The sequence below is a fragment of the Alteromonas sp. KS69 genome (assembly GCF_003989595.1).
In the GTDB taxonomy this organism is placed as follows: domain Bacteria; phylum Pseudomonadota; class Gammaproteobacteria; order Enterobacterales; family Alteromonadaceae; genus Alteromonas; species Alteromonas naphthalenivorans.
On record NZ_PYHU01000036.1, the window covers coordinates 58,795 to 80,784 of the forward strand.

Below are 21,990 nucleotides of genomic sequence, written 5' to 3' on the forward strand. Positions count from 1 at the left end.
TAGGAACATTATGTTTACTGGAATTATTCAAGCTTTAGGCAAGATTACCAAACTCGATAACCGAGGTAGTGACATACGGTTAACGGTTTCATCAACTACACTGGATATGGCCGATGTAGCGCTTGGTGATAGTATTGCTACCAACGGGGTATGCCTTACCGTAACTGATATGGGTAGCGATTATTATTGCGCTGATGTATCGGCTGAAACCATAAAACTTACCGGGTTTGCCCATTACGGCACGGGCTCTACTGTGAACCTTGAAAAGGCAATGCGACCCACTGACAGACTGGGCGGACACATTGTTTCAGGTCACGTCGATGGCGTGGGCGAGATCAGTAAAATTATAAAACACACCGACTATGTTGAATTTTGGGTAAAAGCACCTACATCTTTAGCCAAGTACATTGCTCATAAGGGCAGCATCACTGTTGATGGTGTGAGCCTTACAGTGAATGAAGTCAACGGTGCTGAGTTTATGCTTTGGATAATTCCTCATACGCTGAAAGAAACGGTGATGGGACATTACGAAGTAGGCACCGCTGTAAATTTAGAAGTAGATGTAATAGCACGTTACCTTGAACGCTTAATGATGGGTGATAAAGCAGCGTCACCGATATCAAAAGACATTGATATGGCGTTTTTGGCTGAGAACGGATTTTTGAGAAAGTAACCCTACAAGAAGTATAAAAACTATGGCATTTAACACCTCGAAAGAAATTATTGAAGACATTCGTCAAGGTAAAATGGTTATCTTGATGGATGATGAAGATCGTGAAAACGAAGGCGATCTTATTATGGCAGCAGAGCATGTCACGCCAGAAGCCATTAACTTTATGGTAACGCACGCCAGAGGTTTAGTTTGCCTTCCTATGACAGAGGCGCGTTGTCGTCGTCTTAATTTACCGTTAATGGTGGATAAGAACGAAGCGCAGTTTTCTACCAACTTTACGGTGTCGATTGAAGCGGCAACGGGCGTAACTACAGGTATATCAGCCGCCGATCGCGCAGTAACTATCAAAGCTGCGGTCGCGAAAGAAGCAAAGGCGACTGACATTGTGCAGCCAGGCCATATCTTTCCACTAATTGCAAAAGAAGGTGGGGTATTAAACCGCGCAGGCCACACTGAAGCGGGCGTGGATTTACCTCGTTTAGCAGGGCTCGAACCCGCGGGTGTTATCGTTGAAATCCTAAATGAAGATGGCTCAATGGCACGTCGTCCAGAGCTTGAGAAATTTGCCGAGAAACATGACCTTAAAATTGGCACCATAGCCGATTTAATCGAGTACAGAAATTTAAACGAAACCACCATCGAAAAGGTTGCTCAGTGCAACCTACCCACAGAGTATGGTGATTTCGAGCTTCATACTTTTAAAGACAGTATTGATAATCAGCTACACTTTGCTTTAAAGAAAGGGGAAGTTAGCGCTGAAAACCCAACACTGGTTCGCGTGCACCTGCATAACACTTTCAGTGACTTGTTGGGCTCTACCCGAGGTATTCATCGCTCACTAACGTTATCTGAAGGAATGCAAAAAATTTCTGATGAAGGCGGTGTTCTGGTATTGCTTGGTAAAGATGAGCAAATTGAACAGCAAGTTCGTCGCTTTGCCGCAGAAGATAGAGGCGAACGTCCAACGGGTGCTGATTGGCAAGGCTCGTCACGTACTATTGGTGTGGGTAGCCAAATTTTAGCCTCTATTGGCGTACAAAAAATGCGCCTGCTAAGTAAACCTATTAAGTATCATGCGCTGTCAGGTTACGGCCTAGAAGTGGTTGAGTACGTTCACGACTGAGCGGTTTATAAAGGAGGGGGAGCGCCTGCCGCAAACACGCGGTGAATACATCCATGTACGCTCCGCCACCGCATCCATGCGGTGGAGGGTTTACGGCAGGCACTCCCCCTCCTTATCACTTGGCTGCGGCTAATGAACTAAGTAGCAGAGTAAAAGAAACAATCGATTTAGTTTGGGCGTAGTTGTGGTATACTTCGCGCCGTTTTTCTCGAGGAATGAAATCATGCAAGTAGTTGAAGGTAATATCAGAGCGACCGGTAAGAAGATTGCTATTGTTGTTGCACGCTTTAATAGCTTTGTTGTTGAGAGCTTATTGGAAGGCGCATTAGACACATTAGACCGTCACGGCGAAGTGAATGAAGACGATATCACAGTGGTTCGTGTTCCAGGTGCTTATGAGTTGCCTATTGTTGCTAAGAAACTTGCTGAGAAAAAATCTTTTGACGCCATTATTGCACTAGGTGCGGTAATTCGTGGCGGCACACCTCATTTTGACTTTGTTGCAGGCGAATGTAACAAAGGCCTAGCGCAAGTATCGCTAGAATACGGTGTACCGGTATCTTTTGGCGTTATCACTACAGATTCTATTGAACAGGCTATCGAACGTTCTGGAACCAAAGCAGGCAACAAAGGCGCTGAAGCAGCCTTAGGTGCGCTTGAGATGGTTAACGTTATCGATGCTGTTGAAAAGCTTTAAGGTAAAAAATTAAGTGAAAGTTTCAGCTCGTCGTAAAGCCCGTGAACTTGCCCTTCAAGGCATCTATTCATGGCAAATGAGTCATAACGATATTCAACAAATTGAACTGGCGCTTGCGACCAGTAACGATATGAAGAAAGTTGATATGGCTTATTTTCAGGCACTGCTTCGCGGTGTGGCGCACAGCGCTAGCCACTTAGATACGACTATTAAGCCGTACCTGGGCCGTTTGCCTGAAGAACTAGATGCAATCGAAAAGGCTATTTTACGCATTGCGACACTGGAACTTACAGAGCGTAAGGATGTGCCTTATCGCGTAATTATTAATGAAGCGATTGAACTTGCGAAGTCTTTCGGGGCCGAAGAAAGTCATAAATTCATTAATGGTGCGCTTGATAAAGCGGTTCGCTCGTTGCGTAAAGACGAACGCGATTAACCTTGTACAGTGGCATTGGATGTCACAAGGGTTTAATAGACTATCGTGAAAGAATTTGATCTTATCGGCCGTTACTTCTCTGATGGCGGCCACACTCGTAAAGACGTAGTTATTGGTATCGGTGATGATTGTGCCGTAACTAACGTTCCTAGTAATCAACAATTAGCCGTTACCACAGATACTTTGGTTGCAGGTGTGCACTTCTTAGAAGATGCGCCAGCAAAATCGGTTGCGTATAAAACCGTAGCGGTGAATTTGAGCGATTTAGCCGCCATGGGCGCTGAACCTGCTTGGATCAGCTTATCGCTGTCGTTGCCAACAGTGAATGATGAATGGCTTAGCGAGTTCGTAGATGGTTTGTACGAGCTTACGCAGTACTATTCTGTGCAGTTAATTGGTGGCGATACCGTTAAGGGCCCGATGGCCATGACCATTACGGCGCAAGGGTTTATACCACCCGGTTCCGAACTGACCCGCAGTAATGCAAAACCCGGTGATTGGGTTTATGTTACAGGCACCTTAGGCGATGCTGGTGCTGGCTTGGATATTCTGCAAAATAAACTTAACGTGGCCGGTGAAGCGCGAGATGTGCTTATTAATCGTCATTATTACCCTACGCCTCGAGTAGCAATGGGTACGGCACTTCGTCGTATTGCTTCATCGTGTATTGATGTGTCTGATGGCTTAATCTCTGATTTAGGCCACATTTTGAAAGCATCAGGCTGTGGTGCAAACGTACATGTTGATAAGCTTCCTTTATCGAGAGCGTTAACCAGTGCCGTAGATAATGCCCAAGCGATCGAATATGCACTGTCAGCAGGCGACGACTATGAGCTCATCTTTACCGTAGGTGAAGAACAGCGAGGTAACTTTGAAACCTCGATGGGCGGTAGTAGTGTGAAAGCAACTTGCATTGGTCAGCTTACTGGGCAAGCGGGTCAGTTGTCTTTGCTAAAAGACAATCAGCCGTTTACACCAACCAATGAAAATGGCTACGAACATACTTTCTAGAAGCTAATAGAGCATTTTATGCAAAAAGAATATCGCGCTAGAATTAGCATGAAAAATCCAGTGCACTTTTTAGCGCTTGGGTTTGGTAGCGGACTTATCCCGTTTATGCCTGGAACCTTTGGTTCTGCGGTAGCAATACCACTACTTATATTGTCGGCCAACATGCCTGTGATGGTATTTATCGCTTTCACTGTTTTCGCCTCAATTTTTGGTATTTATCTGTGCGGAAAAACCGCTGATGATATGCAGGTGCATGATCACGGTTCTATTGTGTGGGACGAAGTGGCAGGTATGTTTATTACCTTCTTATTTGTACCTATTACTGCACCGTCTTTGCTAGCAGGATTTGTGCTGTTTCGCATATTCGATATTTTAAAACCTTGGCCAATAGGGCCTATCGATAAGCGCTTACACGGCGGTACAGGCATTATGCTTGATGATATAGTGGCTGGGGCTATGGCGTGTGCGTGTTTACATATTATGATGATGATGTGGCCGGCATTTACCACCTTGTTTTAAATTGGACGAAGATAAGTTCGTGCAATAATACGCAAAATTTGTACATATTAAAAAGCCCGCAACTGCGGGCTTTTTGTTTTTAAAGGCTATTGAGCGAGAGTGAAAGCAAACAGCTAGCTCAGTAAGCTTCTAAGTGTGGAGGTAATACCTTCGATATCTAGTCCATGCTCTTTGTACATTTCCTGTTGCGTACCTTGTAAAACAAAGCTGTCTGGAAGCCCTAATGTACGAACAGGTTTCATAATACCTTGCTGTTGCAAGTACTCAAGCACACCAGAGCCTGCTCCGCCGGCTATACAGCCATCTTCTAAGGTAATAAGCAAATCGTGTTCTGCCGCCGCTTTCTCAATAGCCTGGCCGTCGAGCGGCTTAACAAAGCGCATATCAATAACCGTAGCATCAATAGCTTCGGCAGCTGCCAATGCATTAGGTAAGAGTGTGCCGAAATTCAATATGGCTGCTTTTTTCGATGGCTTGCCGGTAATAGCGCGGCTAACCTTCGATTTACCAATAGGTAACTCGGTCATTGCGGTGTCAGGGGTAATGCCCATTCCAGCACCGCGAGGGTAGCGTACCGCCGCAGGTTTTTGTGCTTTATGACCTGTATAAAGCATTTGTCTGCATTCATTTTCATCAGATGGTGCCATCACAATCATATTTGGTATGCAGCGTAAAAAGGCAATATCAAACGCACCTTGGTGGGTGGGGCCATCAGCCCCCACAATACCGGCTCGGTCAACGGCAAATAAAACAGGCAAGTCTTGCAACGCCACATCGTGAATAAGCTGATCGTAGGCACGCTGTAAAAAGGTCGAATAAATCGCAACTACTGGGTTACACCCGTCTTTGGCTAAGCCCGCAGCAAAGGTAACCGCATGTTGTTCTGCAATGGCTACATCGAAATACTGATCAGGGTATTGCTGCGAAAACGCGACCATGCCTGAACCTTCACGCATGGCAGGCGTTACCGCCATCAATTTAGGATCTTGCGCTGCTATATCGCACAACCAATCGCCAAAAATAGCAGAAAAAGTTGGCGCTGAAGGCTTCGCTTTTGGCAACGCGTTATCGGCAGGGTTAAATTTAGGCACCGCGTGGAATTTAATCGGGTCTTTTTCAGCAAGGGCGTACCCTTTACCTTTCTTAGTGACCACGTGAAGCAGTTGCGGACCTTTAAATTTGCGCATATTACGCAAGGTATCTACAACGGCATCTACATCATGGCCATCAATAGGGCCTATGTAATTAAAGCCAAGCTCTTCAAAGATTGTGCCGGGCACTACCATACCTTTAAGGTGCTCTTCTGCGCGACTAGCGAATTCTTTGATAGGCGGTACATTGCTTAATAGTTTTTTAGAGCCATCGCGAATAGAGTTGAAAACATTACCCGTTAATAAGCGAGCTAGGTGACTATTAAGCGCACCTACGTTTTCAGAAATAGACATTTCGTTGTCGTTTAACACCACAACCATATCTTTATTGATGTCACCAGCATGGTTCATCGCTTCAAATGCCATGCCCGCGGTAATCGCACCATCACCAATTACGGCAACCACTTTACGGTTTTTGCCTTCTTGCTCGGCGGCAACCGCCATGCCAAGTGCAGCACTGATAGACGTAGACGAATGGCCTACAGCAAAAGTGTCGTAGTCGCTCTCAGGAGGCCAAGGGAAGGGGTGTAAGCCGTCTTTTTGTCGAATCGTCGACATTTGCTTAGCGCGACCCGTAAGAATTTTATGGGGGTAGGCCTGATGACCCACATCCCAAATCAATCTGTCGATAGGCGTGTTATAAATATAATGTAAGGCCACAGTAAGCTCGACCGTGCCTAAGCCCGACGCAAAATGTCCACTGGTTTGGCTTACACTATTTAGTAAATATTCTCGTAATTCATCTGACAACTCACGCAATTTCTCTTGCGGTAACTGTCTTAACTTATCCGGCGTTTGCGCAATAGCAAGCGTGGGGTAATGTTGGAGGTCTAAACTCATTATTTATTATCTTTTTCAACATGGTTGCAGAACTAATGGTCTCGTTTTACCAATAGTTCGCTAAACGCAATTAAACTGTCTGTATTGTAGGGTAAACGAGCCAAGGCTTGAAGGGCATTCTGATGCAGCTTATCAAGTTCTCGTTTTGCACCTTCAATGCCAAGTTTGGCAGGAAAGGTATTCTTACCCAAAGCAATGTCAGAGCCTGCTGGCTTTCCTAATTGCTCACTATTACCTTCTACGTCAAGAATGTCATCTTGGACTTGAAATGCAAGACCAATATCGTCGGCATAAGCTAATAAGTCTGCTTTACTGTTGCTATCAAGGTCTTGAGAAACAATAGATACCATTTCAACACATGCACGAAGTAGGGCGCCGGTTTTCAAATTGTGCAGTCGCTTAAGCTGCTCAAGGCTTATTTCTTCACCCGTGCTGGTTAAATCGATTGCTTGCCCGCCACACATACCGCGATAGCCAGCGGCGCGGGCTAACACAGAAAGTAACTCGCCACGTTTATTGGTTGCGAAATCACTTAAAGGCGCATCTGCCAACGTGCTAAAAGCAAGCGCTTGCAATGCATCACCGGCTAATATTGCGGTGGCTTCATCGAATGCAATATGACAAGTCGGCTGGCCGCGACGCAAATCGTCATCGTCCATGGCTGGCAAGTCATCATGTACAAGCGAGTAAGCATGCACACACTCAATGGCCATACTAATAGCCATTTGATCGCCTTTAGGCACATCCAGGGTGTTGCCGATAACTTGAACCAGTAAAGGTCGCATACGCTTTCCTCCCACCAACAACGCGTGACGCATTGCTTCTTTAAGCCGCGGCGCGTCGTGGGGAAGGTCATCAATAAGCGTATTTAACGACGTATCGGTCTGCTGCTTAACTTGCTGATGCAATGCAGTGAAATTCATACTATACCTGTTTGTTGCGACACGAGGCTTAAGGTTGCTCGTCTTCAGGAAGAGGGTGTAATGCGCTTTCGCCTTGCTCATTAAGCAAAATTTTAACTTTTTGCTCGGCTTGCTCTAACGATTTCTGACCTTCGCGGGAAAGGGCTATGCCTCGCTCGAATTTTTCTAGTGCAACGTTTAATGGCAACTCACCGTTTTCCATCTCATTAACGATTGCATCTAATTCGGTAAGGGTTTCCTCAAACGAGGGAGAATTTGTCTTTTTCGTCACTTTCGTCACAATCGCACTCATTTTTAGGCGTTTTTTGGATTACGCGCACATTAACTGAGGGTAGCCAAAGGGTCAAATGGTTTGTCAATATATGCCCTATTGCAGCTATCTATGATAACGTTTTGTGAAGCAACTCTTTGTATTAAAAACTACCGCCTAAAGTTCGACTAACCTCATTATGTATACAATAATTAAGGCAATTTGCGATAATCTTGTTATAGAAATTCTATACAATGCCGATAGAATACGAGTAATAGTATGCAGCGTCTGCAAAAAATGAGGAAGAGTGAGTGGATTTAGCAACCGTCATAGGTATGTTGGGCGCCATCGGCTTTGTAGTAATGGCCATGGTTATGGGTGGCAGTATTGCCATGTTCATCAACGTACCGTCTATCTTGATCGTATTTGGTGGCACCCTTTTCGTTATTTTATCCCAATACACTTTAGGGCAGTTCTTTGGTGCAGGTAAAATTGCAGGCAAAGCATTCATGTTCAAAATTGATACGCCTGAAGATCTTATTGAAAAAATTGTTGAGATGGCAGATGCAGCGCGTAAAGGCGGTTTTCTTGCATTAGAAGAAGCTGAAATAGACAATCCGTTTATGCAAAAAGGCGTAGACATGTTAGTTGATGGTCACGACATAGAAGTGGTCAGAGAAACCTTAGCGAAAGATATCTCTATGACCACCGAGCGACACGAGTTTGGTGCCACCATTTTTAAAGGCATGGGTGATATCGCACCAGCAATGGGAATGATTGGAACTCTGATTGGTCTGGTGGCCATGCTTTCTAACATGGATGATCCTAAATCAATTGGGCCAGCAATGGCGGTAGCACTATTAACCACCTTGTATGGTGCATTTCTTGCCAACATTATTTGCCTACCCATGGCGGTAAAGCTCGGAAACCGCGCACAAGAAGAAAAGCTTAACCAAATGTTAGTGCTCGATGGCATTGTAGGGATTGCCGATGGGCAAAACCCGCGTGTTATCGAAGGTATATTGAAAAATTATCTGGCGGCAAGTAAACGCGGTACGGGCGCTGAGGACGAATAATGGCTGAAGAAGAGTGCCCAAAATGTCCTCCCGAAGGGCTTCCTGCATGGATGGGGACCTTTGCTGATTTGATGTCGTTGCTCATGTGCTTCTTTGTACTCTTGCTCTCATTTTCAGAAATGGATGTACTGAAGTTCAAGCAAATCGCCGGCTCAATGAAGTTTGCCTTTGGTGTGCAAAACAAAATTGAAGTGAAAGACATCCCAAAAGGGACGAGTGTTATTGCGATGGAGTTTAGGCCTGGTCGTCCAGATCCGTCGCCCATCGACACTATTCAGCAACAAACAATCGAAATGACTCAGCAGATGCTAGAGTTCCAAGCGGGTGACGAAGATTCATCCGGCGGTAGGCAGAAGCAAAGGGGTGAGCAGCGAGGGGGGCAGTCACAACAAACCGCCACCGATCAGTCGTCCTCAGAGTCGCAAAGTTCAGATCAAACACAAACTGCTGAGTTAATGAAAAAAGTAGCGCAGCAGTTACAAAAGCAAATTCTCGATGGCGCAGTAGAATTGGAATCTTTAGGTCAGCAGTTGACTATTCGCATTAGAGAGAACGGTTCATTTTCTGCCGGTTCTGCATTTTTACAACCTCAATTTCAGCCTATTTTACGCAAAATTGGTGTGTTATTAGCAGACGTTCCAGGGGAAATAGAAATCTCAGGGCATAGTGACGGACAACACATTGCTAATGAACTCTATCGTTCTAATTGGGATTTATCGTCTCAGCGTGCCGTAGCCGTAGCTGAAGCCATGCGAACAGCGCCGGGGTTCGATGAAAGCAGAATGTCTGTAGTCGGCAAGGCCGATACCGACCCCATGGTGGAAGATGCAACAACACCGGCGGATAGAGCACGGAACAGACGGGTAGAGATTAATATCAATCAAGGTAAACCAATGACTTCTCAACCTATATCAGTGGTTGATGAATAGGTTGCTAAGCAAAATACAAAATCAAAAAGGGCGAATCAATGATTCGCCCTTTTAGTTTGAAGTTGTCTTTTATAGGCAATTAACGTGGGTTTTTATAGTCAACTAACGTTGTTTTTTATAGGCAACTAACGTTGCAGTGCCTCCCTGTGATGTGGCTTAGATATTACCAATTGCACCGTACTAATGGTTCTTTCTAAAAAACCGCCTTCACAGTATTTTAAATAGTAAATCCACATACGCATAAAACGTTCATCATAACCATCGTTGAGTAATGCTTCTTTGGCGCTAATAAAGGCTTCGTACCAATGATTAAGGGTTTGAGCGTAATCTAATCCGATATCATGCAGGTCTCTAATCATCATGTCGCTATAGCGCTTTAAATGAGCGTTTAACTGATACTGTGAGGGAAGGAATCCACCAGGGAAAATGTATTTTTGAATGAAGTCCACACTGCTGGCGTAACTTTCGTAACGTCTATCATCAATGGTGATGGATTGTAGCAACATTAGCCCATCGTCTTTAAGCAGCGATGAACACTTCTCAAAAAAGTTACCTAAGTAATCTTTTCCTACAGCTTCAATCATTTCAATTGAAACCAGCTTGTCGTACTTACCTTCTAGCAAGCGATAGTCTTTTTTCAGTAAAGTGACTTTATCAGACACTTGTGCGCGCTCAATCCACTGCTCTGCCCACGCATATTGTTCTTCAGAGATAGTGGTGGTGGTCACTTTACAACCATAATGCTTGGCTGCATATACCGCTAAACCACCCCAGCCAGTGCCAATTTCTAAAAGATGGTCACTTTCTGTTAACTGAAGCTTGTCACAAATTGTTTTAAGTTTGTGATTTTGCGCTTCTTCTAAACTGGCGTTCACATCAGGATAAATAGCCGATGAATACATCATAGTGTTATCAAGAAAACGAGTGTAAAGCTTATTACCCAAATCGTAATGGGCTTCAATATTTTTCTTGGCTTGGTCTTGTGTATTGCGGCGGGCAAAATGCTGAATTTTCAGAATAGGCATGGAAATCCACTTGAACTTGTTTTCCCAAGCATCAAGGGTAGATAGGTTACGCGCAAATATCTGTACAACTGCCGTCACATTGTCACTTTCCCACAGGCCATCCATATAGGCTTCACCTGCACCCACGCTACCGCCTAATAATAACTGGCGATACGCCTTTACGTCTTTGAAATTAATCGTAGCGTGCAAGTCGTCATTTGGGCTACCCATTGAAGCAATTTTGCTGCCATTTTCCATAATGGTAAGTGAACCATGTGGAAGTTTCTCTAAACACTTTAAAAATGCGCGCCTACAAACCTTGTCTAAAAGAGACGCTTCTGAAGGGGTACTAAATACAGATTCACCGGAAGACATGTAGTTATTATTCCTGACTTTTCTTAGGGTGGTTATAAAGTGGCGTTCGCTTTATAAGTAACTTAAGCGCCTGCCAATATATGCCAATCATTGTTCTAATGGTCATACTAGGTATACGTTTCATAACTCGACTTAGATTCGCATTATCTAATGAAAGCCGTGTTAAATTAATTCCAGCACTAAATTCTTTATCGCCTCGAACGCAGTCCATCGTTAACGCGAGACGTTGGCTAGGTTGCGTAATTCGCCATTTGTACGTCATGTCCATGGGATTAAACGGCGATACATGAAATGCTTTCGGTGTATCTGCTTGTAAGGCTAAATCGACCAAATAATAATGCCGCTCATTCCAAGGGGTATTACTGACTTCTGCTAATACATGGGTAAAAGAATTGTCTTCGCCCTTTAAATAGTAAAAATTAACAGGGCTGAAGTACATTCCCCACATACGAAGTTGCCCAAGCATATATACATCACCGCTTAAGGTATCCTCACTTAAACTATTCATTTTTTCTAGTACGCTTTGGTCTAATGGTGTGTTGCTATCACCTAAATAGTCTTCACGTTTAAAGCGCACTCTTGCTTTAGAATTAACAGAGAAGTGCTTCAAGGCTGCTGGCAATGCATCGACTTCGTTTAACTTTATCCAGAACAAATAAATATGATAGTCGAACTTATGTTGGGTAGGTGAAAAGCGCTCGTGATACACCTTTCCTTCATAAATAGCGCTATCCATCAAAGGTTAACTCCAAATCGCTCGCATACATCTAATGCGCTATGCACGCCATCTTCATGGAAACCGTTATACCAGTAAGCGCCACAAAAATGCAGATTATCCACACCACATATTTGGCTTCGGCGCTGTTGTGCATTCACCATAACTTCACTAAATTGAGGGTGCGCGTATTGATAACTACCCAGTAACGCGCTTGTATCAATTTCATCCGTGTTATTTAGGGTAACGCAGTAGGTGTTGGGCGCGTCTAATCGCTGAAGAATATTCATATCGTAAGTCACCGAGGCCGGTCTTTCCTCCTCGCCAGCATCGTCTTTTAAGCGGTAATTCCAACTTGCCCATGCAAGCTTTCGCTTAGGAAGTTGGTTTGTATCTTTGTGCATGACGACATCGTTTTCAGCAAAGCCAATGGCGCCCAACACAGCTTGCTGCGCTTTGGTGGGGGTATCTAGCATTGCTAGTGCTTGGTCGCTATGACAGGCAAAAATAACGTGATCAAATATTGCTTGAGCGCCAGATGTGTCAGTAACTTGCCACGTATCACCCACTTTCTTAACATTAGTAACGCCACATGATAATTTTACCTTGTCTTGAAAACTGGCAATTAACGGGGGAATATAAGTGCTAGAGCCACCTTTAATGGTATACCACTGTGGCCTGTCACTTATGTTGAGTAAACCGTGGTTGTTGAAAAACTGAAGAAAGAAAGTCAGCGGGAACTGCCTAGTTTGAGCAAGACTTGCAGACCAAATAGCGGCGCACATGGGCAAAATATAGTAGCGCGCAAAGTCATCGCTTAATTTTAACTCGTTAATGACATCTTGAAGTGTCATTGAAGAAGTGTCTCGCTTCTCGGCGACAAAAGCTTTACAAGCTTTATTAAACTTCAGAATGTCGCGTACAATGCGCCAAAACCTCGGGCGTAGTATATTTCTACGCTGTGCAAATAAACTGTTTATTGTATTGCCATTGTACTCGATGTTAGCTTTCTTACTGGTAACAGAAAAGCTCATCTCGGTAGGTTGGTATGCAACATCAAGTTGCTTCATCAGCTTTATAAATCTGGGGTAAGTCCAATCATTAAATACAATGAAACCGGTATCGATATTTCGTTCAATGCCATCATCAATGATTTTCTTAGTGGCGGTGTGCCCGCCAATGTAATCATTGGCCTCATAAACCGTTATATCAGCCGTTTTATTTAACAAATACCCGCAAGTCAGGCCTGAAATGCCTGTCCCAATAATCGCTACATTTTTTGTCATTGTTATTGTGCTCTACTGCTTTTCTCGCATTGATAGCGATAATTTTTTTTGTAATCCTACAGGTAAAATATGCATAAACCTTAGTATGAAACCAAACATGCGGGGGAAAAAAACGTTTTGCTTGTCGGTTTCAATACCTTTAAGCATAGACTCGGCCGCTTCAGTGGCCGTAATTTTCATTGGCATATCAAAATCATTTTTGTCGGTAAGAGGGGTTTCAACAAACCCTGGTGATACCGCTTGAACCTTTATACCCCGGTCGTGTAAATCGACCTCTAAGCTTTTCGTGAAATAGTGAAGGGCTGCCTTGCTTGCCCCATAAGCCTGAGAACGGGTAAATGGTAGAAGGCGAGCCATACTATCCACGATGACTAGCTTATTCCCTTTCTTTAATGAAGGAATGAGCGCCTCTACACAATGAACCACCCCAAAAAAGTTGGGCTCGAAAACGCGCCTAAACATATCTGACTCGAATTTATCAATGTCTACGTATTCACAAGTGCCTGCATTTAAAATAGCAATGTCGCACTTTACGTTGTGAAGCGCCTGTTTTGCATCCTCTAGAGAAGTTACATCAAATTGAAGCGGCTGAATATTCGGCTTCGACGCTAGCTCATTTAGAACATCTTGGTTTCTACCACATGCAATTACCTGATAGCCTTTTTCTGCGGCTTGAAGTGCTAAGGCTTTGCCAATACCCGAGGTGGCGCCTGTAATGAGTAATGTCTTCATTTCGCTAACCTCTTTTTAATTTTCTTCACAAAGAAGCCTAACAGAGGAATGTGTTCATATACCATTTCCCCTAAATCATAATAATCTTTGTGATAAACAATAATGTCATCCTTTACCGTTAGTTGGGTGTTCCCATCCACGGTAATCAACTTATCACTTTGTTTAAGTTTGAGGTTCATCGTCCAGTTAACAATATGAGTCACACTGTTACTACTCACTGGCGCAATCATCGATATGTCAAACTGACAACGCTCGGCTTGTTCTAGCAAGTTCGCAAAATATTTCTGAACATCATCTAGGCCATGGTGGGTAGTGATAGGGTCAACAAATGTAACGTTGGAAGCATATATATCGGATAAGTCATCTAAAGTGATTTGGCATATATCGGCGTACATGGTTGAGAATCTATCTAATACAGTCATTACTTCTTCACTTTGTTAATTTGCTAACGTAAAACAACTATGTAACTCTTTGTTACTATTGCTAATACTCGATAAAGTATGTTTGTAACTACTATACACGCTATTTTGATTGTCGTTCTATTATTCCAAGCGTAACCGAGTGAGTTAACGTTTTCTTAATATAGTCATTTTACAAATAAAGCGGCGCGTAGGATCATTGTCCCTAGACTAAAGTGTGAAATTTTTTCCCTAGCGATCCAATTTGTTCACAGTGGCGTAATTGCTTATGACCAAAAGAGTTAAGAGTTTATGAGTAATACACCGATTCCACTATTTCCATTATCTGCCCACTTGCTTCCAGAAGGACGCATGGCATTACGTATTTTCGAACCCAGATATACGCGCATGGTTAAGCAGGCATGCGCTGAAAACAAAGGGTTTGTGATGTGTATGCTCAACGCATCAGGTGATAAATCCCGTAATGAACATATTTATCCGATTGGTACCTACGCTAAGGTTGTCGACTTCGATTTACTCGATGACGGCTTGCTTGGCATAAAGGTTGCTGGATTAGAGTTAGTTGAGGTAACTGATGTAGCAGTTGAATCAGATGGGTTACGTACAGGCCATTGTCGTTCTGTATCGCCTTGGAACTGCGAAATATCACCTCAGCAATTAGCGCCTATAAATGAGCGTTTGAAAGAAATTTTTGCGAAGTATACGGAGATAGCATCACTTTACGAAGAAACCCGGTTTGACGACCCTACATGGGTGTTAAGACGGTGGCTTGAATTGTTACCTGTTGATGGTGGACAAAAGCAGCAGTTTCTTAATAAAGGTGGTGACAAGAACTTACTTAACTATCTTTGTGCTTTAATTCGATAAAACGAATTAAGAGATAACTTCTTAAATTCCATTAAACAATTGTAATGTGGATTTGGCGATTTTTTCGAACTTCTTTCATCGTTTGTTTGTAAACTATATTAATAGAATCGGATAAACGGACGAAACCTTATGTTAGTTGGAATTCCTTTAGAACAAAGTAAGAGTACGATTAAACCGAAAGAATGCGCGGTTGAGATGTCAGATTACCTAGTAGAAGTTGCCCAAAAGCGTTGTAAAGCGTCTTTTGCGCGAGTTTTTAATTACTTTGCTCCAAGACTTCGTTCATATGCTTTAAAGCAGATGGGTAACGAAGCCCTTGCTATGGAGTTAGTCCAAGACACCATGTCGAACGTGTGGCAAAAAGCGCATTTGTTTAATGCGGAAAAAGGTTCGCCATCTACGTGGATTTTCACTATCGCTCGAAACATTCGTTTTGATATGCTTCGTAAGCTTCAAAATCGAAAAGAAGATGTGTGTTCTGATGATTTATGGCCAGTATTGTGTGAACAAACTGCAGACTTAAACGAAGCACCTCTTGATGAACAAGTTACATTAGAACAAATTGGTTATTTGTTTGAATCGCTTCCTGTAAAACAAAAAGCAGTAATCGAAGCAATTTATATCGATGGTAAATCACAGCAAGAAGTCGCTGATGAATTAGATATTCCTTTGGGTACAGTTAAATCAAGAACCCGTTTGGCACTTCAAAGACTAAAAGGTATGTTGCAGAGTAATGATTAGGTTCCACCCGAGTGCTCAACAACTTGTTTCATTTGTGGACGGGGATTTATCGCCGGCCGTTTCGCTGATGGTTTCCGCACACTGTGATATGTGTAGCACATGTCAGCGGTTTGTGGAGCAAGAGACCGAGCGCCTTGCTGGTTCATTACTAGAAGATAATGGTTTTAAGCAAGTTGATCTTAAAGCTGATTATAGCGCAATGATTGCGCAAATTACCCAATCGCCATCATCCGTCGAAGCGGATACTGTTGAAAAGCAAAAGCAGCCCAACCGCAAACAATGCGAAAGCACTCAAGTCAGCATTACCGCTAAGGGTTCTATTGAGCTTGATGGTAGAAACTTTGTCCTTCCAAGAACACTTCAGCGATATATAGAGAAGACAGGAGGTTGGTCTAGCTTAGTAGGGAAGTTGTGGCAGGCACCAGTAGATTTAGGTAGCCAAGGTGTTGCTAACTTTATCTATATGGGTAAGGGGGGGAGTGTGCCCGAACATACCCACCGAGGCACTGAATACACCTTAGTCATCAATGGTGAATTTAGTGACGGGCTTAACAACTACGACTCCGGCGATTTTATCTTTATGGATGGCCAAAACACTCACACACCTCGGTCAGATAACACTCAAGGTTGCCTGGTTTTTACTATTGTCGATCAGCCTTTGCATTTTACTTCTGGTATAGCGCGCCTTCTCAATCCGTTTAGTCATCTTTTCTTTCGCTAACCTTTCGCAATAGCAGCATCCAAATATTTCCTCTGTAAAAGTTTAAAATCAAAAAAAAGCGCAGTTCATTATGAACTGCGCTTTTTTGATAACGTTATCAGCATCGTTAGCTAATAAAATCACTTTCAGGGAAGTTTAGCTTCAATGTCTTCATTGCATTTCCACGTAAATCGTCCAACCCTAACTGCTCGTAACTAGACACCATGATTTCAAGCGCTTGCTGAATTTGCGTACTTTCAGGGAAGTGCTCGATAACATATCTACCACGGTTAGCTGCTGCAACATAAGCGTGTCTGCGCATGTAGAAGCGGGCAATAGCAATTTCATATCGTGCAAGCCTGTCTTTAATATGAAGCATGCGCTTGCGAGCGTCTGCAGCATATTTACTGTCAGGGTATTGTTGCATTAAGCGTCTGAAATCTTCAAAAGCCTGACGAGATTTCGAAGGATCTCGGTCAGTCCTATCAATGTTCATTAAATCTTGAAACAGGTTACTGTCAGACTCCATGTTGGTCAGGCCGCGCATATAGTAGGCATAATCAACATCTGAGTGGTTTGGATTAAGACGAATAAACCTATCAATAGTGGCCAACGTCTCATCACTTTTACCTGATTTGTAGTAACTGTAGATAAGGTCCAATTGTACTTGGTGCGAAAGCGGACCAAATGGATAGCGAGAGTCTAACGCGCCTAATGTCTGGGCTGCAGCACTGAAGTTACCTACTTCCATACTTTGCTTGGCTCGGTTATATAGCTGTTGCGCACCCATATTAGCCATTACGGCTTTTTCTTCTTCGTCGGAGGAGCTACTACAGCCTGCGACAGATACCATCGCACCTAATAACACAGGTGCTAGTAATCGAATTGATTTCATAATAGTTCTTTTTTCCTGCTAAACAGTATTGATTACTTCGCTGTCTAAGCTCATGTTCACTTATTCTAACGTACTCGCGATGATAAAAACCATACAAATTCGTAAACAACGCAGTGTACCGATTGAAAGCTTGTTATAATACCCTTTTTACACTTAATAATCGGTGTTATGACAGAGTCGGACAACACATTACAATTAGAAGCAACCACAGGGGCTGAGCACTTTGGTCTTCGGTTAGATCAGGTTTTAGCTGATTTGTTCCCTGAATATTCACGTTCTAAGCTAAAAACTTGGATCCAAGGCGGAAATGTGTCCGTTGATGGACAGGTTATCACAGTACCACGCCATAAAATGCAAATGGATGAGGTGGTGACTGTTAGCGCTGAAATAGAAATTCAGGTCACGAGCCAAGCGCAAGATATTGCATTGGATATTGTTTATGAAGATGAACATATTTTAGTCATTAACAAATCTGCTGACTTAGTGGTTCATCCTGGTGCGGGCAATCCAAGTGGCACCGTGCTAAACGCATTGCTTAATCATGTTCCAGACATCGATAAAGTGCCGCGGGCCGGTATAGTGCATCGTTTAGATAAAGACACAACTGGCTTGATGGTAGTAGCGAAAACATTACCAGCGCAAACCCACCTAGTAGACCAGCTTCAAACGCGGGTGATGAGCCGAGAGTATGAAGCCGTTGCAATGGGCACTATGGTAGCGGGTGGTGTGGTGGATGAGCCTATTGGTCGCCATGCAACTAAGCGTACACATATGGCCGTGCGTGAAAATGGTAAACCTGCAGTAACTCACTTTCGTGTCATTGAGAAGTTTCGTGCTTATACGCATTTGCGCTTAAAGCTGGAAACAGGCAGGACCCACCAAATTCGTGTGCATATGGCCCACATTAAGCATCCGTTACTAGGCGACCCTACCTACAGTGGAAGACCTCGCTTACCCAAAGGTGCATCTGATGACTTTGTTAACACCTTACGGGGTTTCCAGCGTCAGGCTTTACACGCAGCTCAGCTTTCTTTATATCATCCAGAAACGGAAGAATGGATGACATGGCAAGCGCCACTGCCGCAAGATATGCAAGACTTATTAGCGGCGGTACGCTTAGACTCTAAAGAAAATCCTGAGGATATGATTTAGTCAGTGTAACTGGTATGTCTGAATCACGAATAATGGTTGCTGTGCAACGGAACTCGGTATGATAACGCCTCAATGGAATAGCCCTAATAACGTGGTTGCTTACACCACTACCCGTGACGGTAGTGGCTGTGACCACGATAACCCAGGTGCCAGTCGCGGTGAGTATGCCCAGTGCAATGTTGGTGACCATGTGGGTGATGACACAAAAGCCGTGGCATTAAATCGTGCAGGTTTGCCCTATGCCAATGCTATTACGTGGTTAAACCAAGTTCATGGTAACCATGTTGTTACGTTGCCTTCTAGCGAGACAGAAGGCGATGCAGCTTATACCACAAGTACTACGCATTTTTGTGCGGTAATGACCGCTGACTGCGTACCTATTCTTATTTGTGATAATGCGGGTAAGGAAGTAGCCGCCGTGCATGCTGGGTGGAAAGGGCTTGAGTCTGAAATTATTAGACGCACAGTAAACCACTTTTCAAGCCAAGCTTCAGAGTTAATGGCTTGGATTGGACCCGCTATTTGTCAACAATGCTATGAAGTAGATTCAGCATTAGCACAACGCTTCGCAGATTATCCGTCAGCATTATGCCAAGGTGATACTCCCACTAAGTTTCAATTGGATTTACCCGCCATTGCAGCCCAGCAGCTAGCATCGCTCAATGTGGGTACCGTCATTAATAGTCAGCTTTGCACCTACTGCAATGAAAAACAGTTTTACTCCCACCGCAGGGCCACGCATCAAGGCAAGCCATCTACCGGTAGAATGGTAAGTGTAATAGGTTTGCGCTAAATCAAAGGTTTACGAAACTTTAATCGTTTCTCTTGAATCTCATTCAATAAGCTCCCATAACTAATGTATAGGGTATTTTGACATTATTAGGGTTTAGCTATGCGATTAGACAGATTCACCAATAAGTTCCAACTTGCCATTTCGGATGCTCAATCTTTAGCGCTTGGGCGCGACCATCAATACATCGAACCTGTACATTTAATGACGGCTTTGCTAAATCAGCAAGGTGGTTCGGTACGACCCGTACTTGACCAAGCAAATGTAAATGTGAATGCACTACGCTCGGCGTTAAGTGAAGCGGTTGACCGCATTGCTAGTGTTGATGGCATTGGCGGTGATGTACAGCTAAGTAAACAAAGTGGCATATTGCTTAACCTGTGCGACAAAATCGCTCAGCAGCGTAAAGATGAATATATTACCTCTGAAATTTTCGTACTTGCCGCTATTCAAGACAATGGCCGGTTAGGCGAAATTCTAAAGCAGCTTAACATTACCAAAGATAACGTTGAAAATGCCATTGATTCTATGCGTGGCGGGCAAACCGTAAACGATCCTAATGCCGAAGACGTACGTCAAGCACTGGAAAAATTTACGACCGATTTAACTGAACGCGCAGAACAAGGCAAACTCGACCCCGTTATTGGTCGTGATGACGAAATTCGTCGTGCAGTGCAAGTTTTGCAACGTAGAACCAAGAATAATCCCGTGTTAATCGGTGAGCCTGGAGTCGGTAAAACCGCGATTGTTGAAGGCTTAGCGCAGCGAATTATTAACGGTGAAGTACCAGAAGGGCTCAAGAATAAGCGTGTACTTTCTCTTGATATGGGAGCACTGGTGGCAGGCGCAAAATATCGCGGAGAATTTGAAGAGCGACTTAAAGCGGTACTCAATGAATTGGCTAAAGAAGAAGGCCGCGTTATTTTGTTCGTCGACGAATTACACACCATGGTTGGTGCCGGCAAAGGCGACGGTGCTATGGATGCGGGGAATATGTTAAAACCCGCGCTAGCCCGAGGTGAATTGCACTGTGTGGGCGCCACAACCCTTGATGAATACCGCCAATATATTGAAAAAGATGCCGCTCTTGAACGCAGGTTCCAAAAGGTAGTGGTAGATGAACCCAGCGTAGAAGACACCATTGCTATCTTGCGGGGGTTGAAAGAACGATATGAACTTCACCATTCAGTAGATATTACCGACCCCGCGATTGTAGCCGCAGCTACGTTGTCGCACCGTTATATCAGTGATAGGCAACTACCCGATAAAGCTATCGATTTGATTGACGAAGCAGCATCAAGTATTCGTATTCAAATAGATTCAAAACCTGAAGATATGGACAGATTAGAGCGCCGTATTATTCAATTGAAACTGGAAGAGCAAGCGCTTGCGAAAGAGACTGATGACGCCAGCCATAAACGACTAGAAATGATTGAGCTGGAGCGAGAGCAGGCGGAAGTAAAATACAATGACTTTGAAAAAGTGTGGCTTGATGAAAAGGAGGCTATGCAAGGCACCCAAACTATTAAGTCGGCACTTGAACAAGCGAAGCTCGATTTAGAGATTGCGCGCAGAGCATCTGATTTAAATCGTATGTCTGAGCTTCAGTACGGCAGAATTCCTGAGTTAGAAGCGAAGCTAGAGCGGGCATCTGAAAATGAAACCCGAGAAACGAAGCTAGTTAAAAACAAAGTCACCGATGTTGAAATTGCCGATGTATTGTCTCGCTGGACAGGTATACCTGTCGCTAAAATGCTAGAAGGCGAGCGTGATAAATTACTTAAGATGGAAGATGTTTTACACAAACGTGTAGTAGGGCAGGGGGAAGCGGTTGAGGCTGTATCTAATGCAATCAGACGTTCTCGAGCTGGTCTTGCGGATCCTAACCGTCCTATCGGTTCATTCTTATTTTTAGGCCCAACAGGGGTTGGTAAAACTGAATTATGTAAAGCACTAGCCGGTTTCATGTTCGACACCGAAGACGCCATGGTGCGTATTGATATGTCGGAATTTATGGAGCGTCACTCTGTTGCTCGATTAGTTGGGGCGCCCCCTGGTTATGTTGGATATGAAGAAGGCGGCTATTTAACCGAAGCGGTTCGTAGAAAGCCTTACTCTGTTATTTTGCTCGACGAAGTTGAAAAGGCGCATCCTGATGTCTTTAATATCTTGCTACAAGTGCTAGACGACGGCCGTTTGACCGATGGACATGGCCGCACTGTAGATTTTAAAAATACTGTGGTGATCATGACGTCCAACTTAGGTTCTGACATTATTCAAAATCAACATGAAGAAAGTCAGTACGAAGAAATGAAAGCGTCAGTGATGTCGGTGGTAGGGCAACATTTCCGCCCTGAGTTTATCAACCGAGTTGACGACATTGTGGTATTCCACCCACTCGGCAAAGATGAAATTAAATCTATTGCCAAAATTCAACTGGCAGCTCTACGTGCTAGGTTAGTAGAAAAAGGCTATAAGCTTAATTTATCGGGCGCCGCTATGGATAAACTTGCTGATGCCGGCTTCGACCCAGTATATGGTGCTCGGCCACTCAAACGGGCAATTCAAGTTCATATAGAAAACCCGCTAGCACAAAAGTTACTTTCTGGTGATTTGGTGCCAGATTCTGTTATCAGAATAGATGTGGATAACGAAAAGCTAGTGATTTCAAACCAGTGATTGATTA

General features: G+C 43.8%; 23 protein-coding genes. 14 read left to right on the top strand and 9 right to left on the bottom strand.

The window, feature by feature from the left end; translation table 11 throughout:
* The first annotated feature begins 10 nt into the window (after positions 1–10).
* The 6 genes from C7Y69_RS16860 (at position 11) to C7Y69_RS16885 (ending at position 4,459) form a co-directional block, all read left to right on the top strand.
* Positions 11–673, top strand: a complete 663-nt coding sequence (locus tag C7Y69_RS16860; RefSeq protein ID WP_013783363.1) for a riboflavin synthase — start codon at positions 11–13, stop codon at positions 671–673.
* A 22-nt stretch (positions 674–695) separates the two neighbouring features.
* On the top strand, positions 696–1,796 hold the full coding sequence (gene ribBA / locus C7Y69_RS16865) for a bifunctional 3,4-dihydroxy-2-butanone-4-phosphate synthase/GTP cyclohydrolase II (RefSeq protein WP_126873461.1): 1,101 nt from the start codon (positions 696–698) through the stop codon (positions 1,794–1,796).
* Between the two features lie 223 nt (positions 1,797–2,019).
* Positions 2,020–2,493 carry a 6,7-dimethyl-8-ribityllumazine synthase gene (ribE, locus tag C7Y69_RS16870; protein WP_013783365.1) on the top strand — a complete coding sequence of 158 codons (474 nt, stop codon included), beginning with the start codon at positions 2,020–2,022 and terminating at the stop codon, positions 2,491–2,493.
* A gap of 13 nt (positions 2,494–2,506) precedes the next feature.
* The gene (gene nusB / locus C7Y69_RS16875; RefSeq protein WP_013783366.1) at positions 2,507–2,929 is read left to right on the top strand and encodes a transcription antitermination factor NusB; all 423 of its coding nucleotides are present in this window, start codon (positions 2,507–2,509) and stop codon (positions 2,927–2,929) included.
* Positions 2,930–2,974: 45 nt separating this feature from the next.
* Positions 2,975–3,940: a thiamine-phosphate kinase gene (thiL, locus tag C7Y69_RS16880; protein WP_013783367.1), complete on the top strand. Its 966-nt coding sequence runs from the start codon at positions 2,975–2,977 to the stop codon at positions 3,938–3,940.
* An 18-nt stretch (positions 3,941–3,958) separates the two neighbouring features.
* Positions 3,959–4,459, top strand: a complete 501-nt coding sequence (locus tag C7Y69_RS16885) for a phosphatidylglycerophosphatase A (protein WP_013783368.1) — start codon at positions 3,959–3,961, stop codon at positions 4,457–4,459.
* Positions 4,460–4,572: 113 nt separating this feature from the next.
* Here C7Y69_RS16885 and dxs read toward each other — a convergent pair whose 3' ends face one another.
* Genes dxs through xseB form a run of 3 tightly spaced genes read right to left on the bottom strand, consistent with a single transcriptional unit; the run spans position 4,573 to position 7,653 of the window.
* Positions 4,573–6,450: a 1-deoxy-D-xylulose-5-phosphate synthase gene (gene dxs, locus C7Y69_RS16890; RefSeq protein WP_013783369.1), complete on the bottom strand. Its 1,878-nt coding sequence runs from the start codon at positions 6,448–6,450 to the stop codon at positions 4,573–4,575.
* A gap of 32 nt (positions 6,451–6,482) precedes the next feature.
* Positions 6,483–7,373, bottom strand: a complete 891-nt coding sequence (ispA, locus tag C7Y69_RS16895) for a (2E,6E)-farnesyl diphosphate synthase (protein ID WP_013783370.1) — start codon at positions 7,371–7,373, stop codon at positions 6,483–6,485.
* A 28-nt stretch (positions 7,374–7,401) separates the two neighbouring features.
* Entirely contained in the window at positions 7,402–7,653 is a 252-nt protein-coding gene (gene xseB, locus C7Y69_RS16900) for an exodeoxyribonuclease VII small subunit (RefSeq protein ID WP_409513437.1), read from the bottom strand.
* Positions 7,654–7,934: 281 nt separating this feature from the next.
* Here xseB and pomA point away from each other — a divergent pair, with 281 nt between their 5' ends.
* Both pomA and C7Y69_RS16910 read left to right on the top strand, forming a co-directional pair.
* Positions 7,935–8,699 (top strand): flagellar motor protein PomA, encoded by a 765-nt coding sequence (pomA, locus tag C7Y69_RS16905; protein ID WP_013783372.1) that lies wholly within the window; start codon positions 7,935–7,937, stop codon positions 8,697–8,699.
* The gene (locus C7Y69_RS16910) at positions 8,699–9,628 is read left to right on the top strand and encodes a flagellar motor protein MotB (protein ID WP_013783373.1); all 930 of its coding nucleotides are present in this window, start codon (positions 8,699–8,701) and stop codon (positions 9,626–9,628) included. The genes pomA and C7Y69_RS16910 overlap by 1 nt, the downstream gene beginning before the upstream one ends.
* A 125-nt stretch (positions 9,629–9,753) precedes the next feature.
* Here C7Y69_RS16910 and C7Y69_RS16915 read toward each other — a convergent pair whose 3' ends face one another.
* From C7Y69_RS16915 to C7Y69_RS16935, 5 genes are read right to left on the bottom strand one after another with little or no spacing between them, the layout of a single operon-like run.
* Positions 9,754–11,007 (bottom strand): SAM-dependent methyltransferase, encoded by a 1,254-nt coding sequence (locus tag C7Y69_RS16915; RefSeq protein WP_126873463.1) that lies wholly within the window; start codon positions 11,005–11,007, stop codon positions 9,754–9,756.
* Positions 11,008–11,014: 7 nt separating this feature from the next.
* The gene (locus C7Y69_RS16920) at positions 11,015–11,743 is read right to left on the bottom strand and encodes a DUF1365 domain-containing protein (protein ID WP_185864191.1); all 729 of its coding nucleotides are present in this window, start codon (positions 11,741–11,743) and stop codon (positions 11,015–11,017) included.
* Positions 11,743–13,008, bottom strand: a complete 1,266-nt coding sequence (locus C7Y69_RS16925; RefSeq protein ID WP_126873466.1) for an NAD(P)/FAD-dependent oxidoreductase — start codon at positions 13,006–13,008, stop codon at positions 11,743–11,745. The genes C7Y69_RS16920 and C7Y69_RS16925 overlap by 1 nt, the downstream gene beginning before the upstream one ends.
* 12 nt (positions 13,009–13,020) lie before the next feature.
* Positions 13,021–13,740: an SDR family NAD(P)-dependent oxidoreductase gene (locus C7Y69_RS16930; protein WP_126873468.1), complete on the bottom strand. Its 720-nt coding sequence runs from the start codon at positions 13,738–13,740 to the stop codon at positions 13,021–13,023.
* Positions 13,737–14,162, bottom strand: coding sequence for a nuclear transport factor 2 family protein (locus C7Y69_RS16935; RefSeq protein ID WP_126873469.1), 426 nt, complete (start codon positions 14,160–14,162; stop codon positions 13,737–13,739). Before C7Y69_RS16935 ends, C7Y69_RS16930 begins: the two co-directional genes overlap by 4 nt.
* A 288-nt stretch (positions 14,163–14,450) precedes the next feature.
* Here C7Y69_RS16935 and C7Y69_RS16940 point away from each other — a divergent pair, with 288 nt between their 5' ends.
* The 3 genes from C7Y69_RS16940 (at position 14,451) to C7Y69_RS16950 (ending at position 16,488) form a co-directional block, all read left to right on the top strand.
* Positions 14,451–15,026: an LON peptidase substrate-binding domain-containing protein gene (locus tag C7Y69_RS16940; RefSeq protein ID WP_126873470.1), complete on the top strand. Its 576-nt coding sequence runs from the start codon at positions 14,451–14,453 to the stop codon at positions 15,024–15,026.
* A 129-nt stretch (positions 15,027–15,155) separates the two neighbouring features.
* Complete coding sequence (locus tag C7Y69_RS16945) at positions 15,156–15,767, top strand: sigma-70 family RNA polymerase sigma factor (protein ID WP_013783380.1); 612 nt, start codon at positions 15,156–15,158, stop codon at positions 15,765–15,767.
* Positions 15,760–16,488, top strand: a complete 729-nt coding sequence (locus C7Y69_RS16950; protein WP_126873471.1) for a ChrR family anti-sigma-E factor — start codon at positions 15,760–15,762, stop codon at positions 16,486–16,488. The genes C7Y69_RS16945 and C7Y69_RS16950 overlap by 8 nt, the downstream gene beginning before the upstream one ends.
* A 106-nt stretch (positions 16,489–16,594) precedes the next feature.
* Here the strand turns inward: C7Y69_RS16950 and C7Y69_RS16955 are convergent, their stop codons facing one another.
* On the bottom strand, positions 16,595–17,362 hold the full coding sequence (locus C7Y69_RS16955; protein WP_013783382.1) for an outer membrane protein assembly factor BamD: 768 nt from the start codon (positions 17,360–17,362) through the stop codon (positions 16,595–16,597).
* 168 nt (positions 17,363–17,530) lie between these two features.
* Between C7Y69_RS16955 and rluD the strand changes: the two genes are divergently transcribed.
* From rluD to clpB, 3 genes are all read left to right on the top strand, one after another.
* A complete protein-coding gene (rluD, locus tag C7Y69_RS16960; RefSeq protein ID WP_013783383.1) occupies positions 17,531–18,514 on the top strand; it encodes a 23S rRNA pseudouridine(1911/1915/1917) synthase RluD in 984 nt (327 codons plus the stop codon).
* Positions 18,515–18,572: 58 nt separating this feature from the next.
* Positions 18,573–19,307 carry a peptidoglycan editing factor PgeF gene (gene pgeF / locus C7Y69_RS16965; protein WP_126873472.1) on the top strand — a complete coding sequence of 245 codons (735 nt, stop codon included), beginning with the start codon at positions 18,573–18,575 and terminating at the stop codon, positions 19,305–19,307.
* Between the two features lie 99 nt (positions 19,308–19,406).
* A complete protein-coding gene (gene clpB / locus C7Y69_RS16970) occupies positions 19,407–21,983 on the top strand; it encodes an ATP-dependent chaperone ClpB (protein ID WP_126873474.1) in 2,577 nt (858 codons plus the stop codon).
* Positions 21,984–21,990 lie beyond the last annotated feature (7 nt).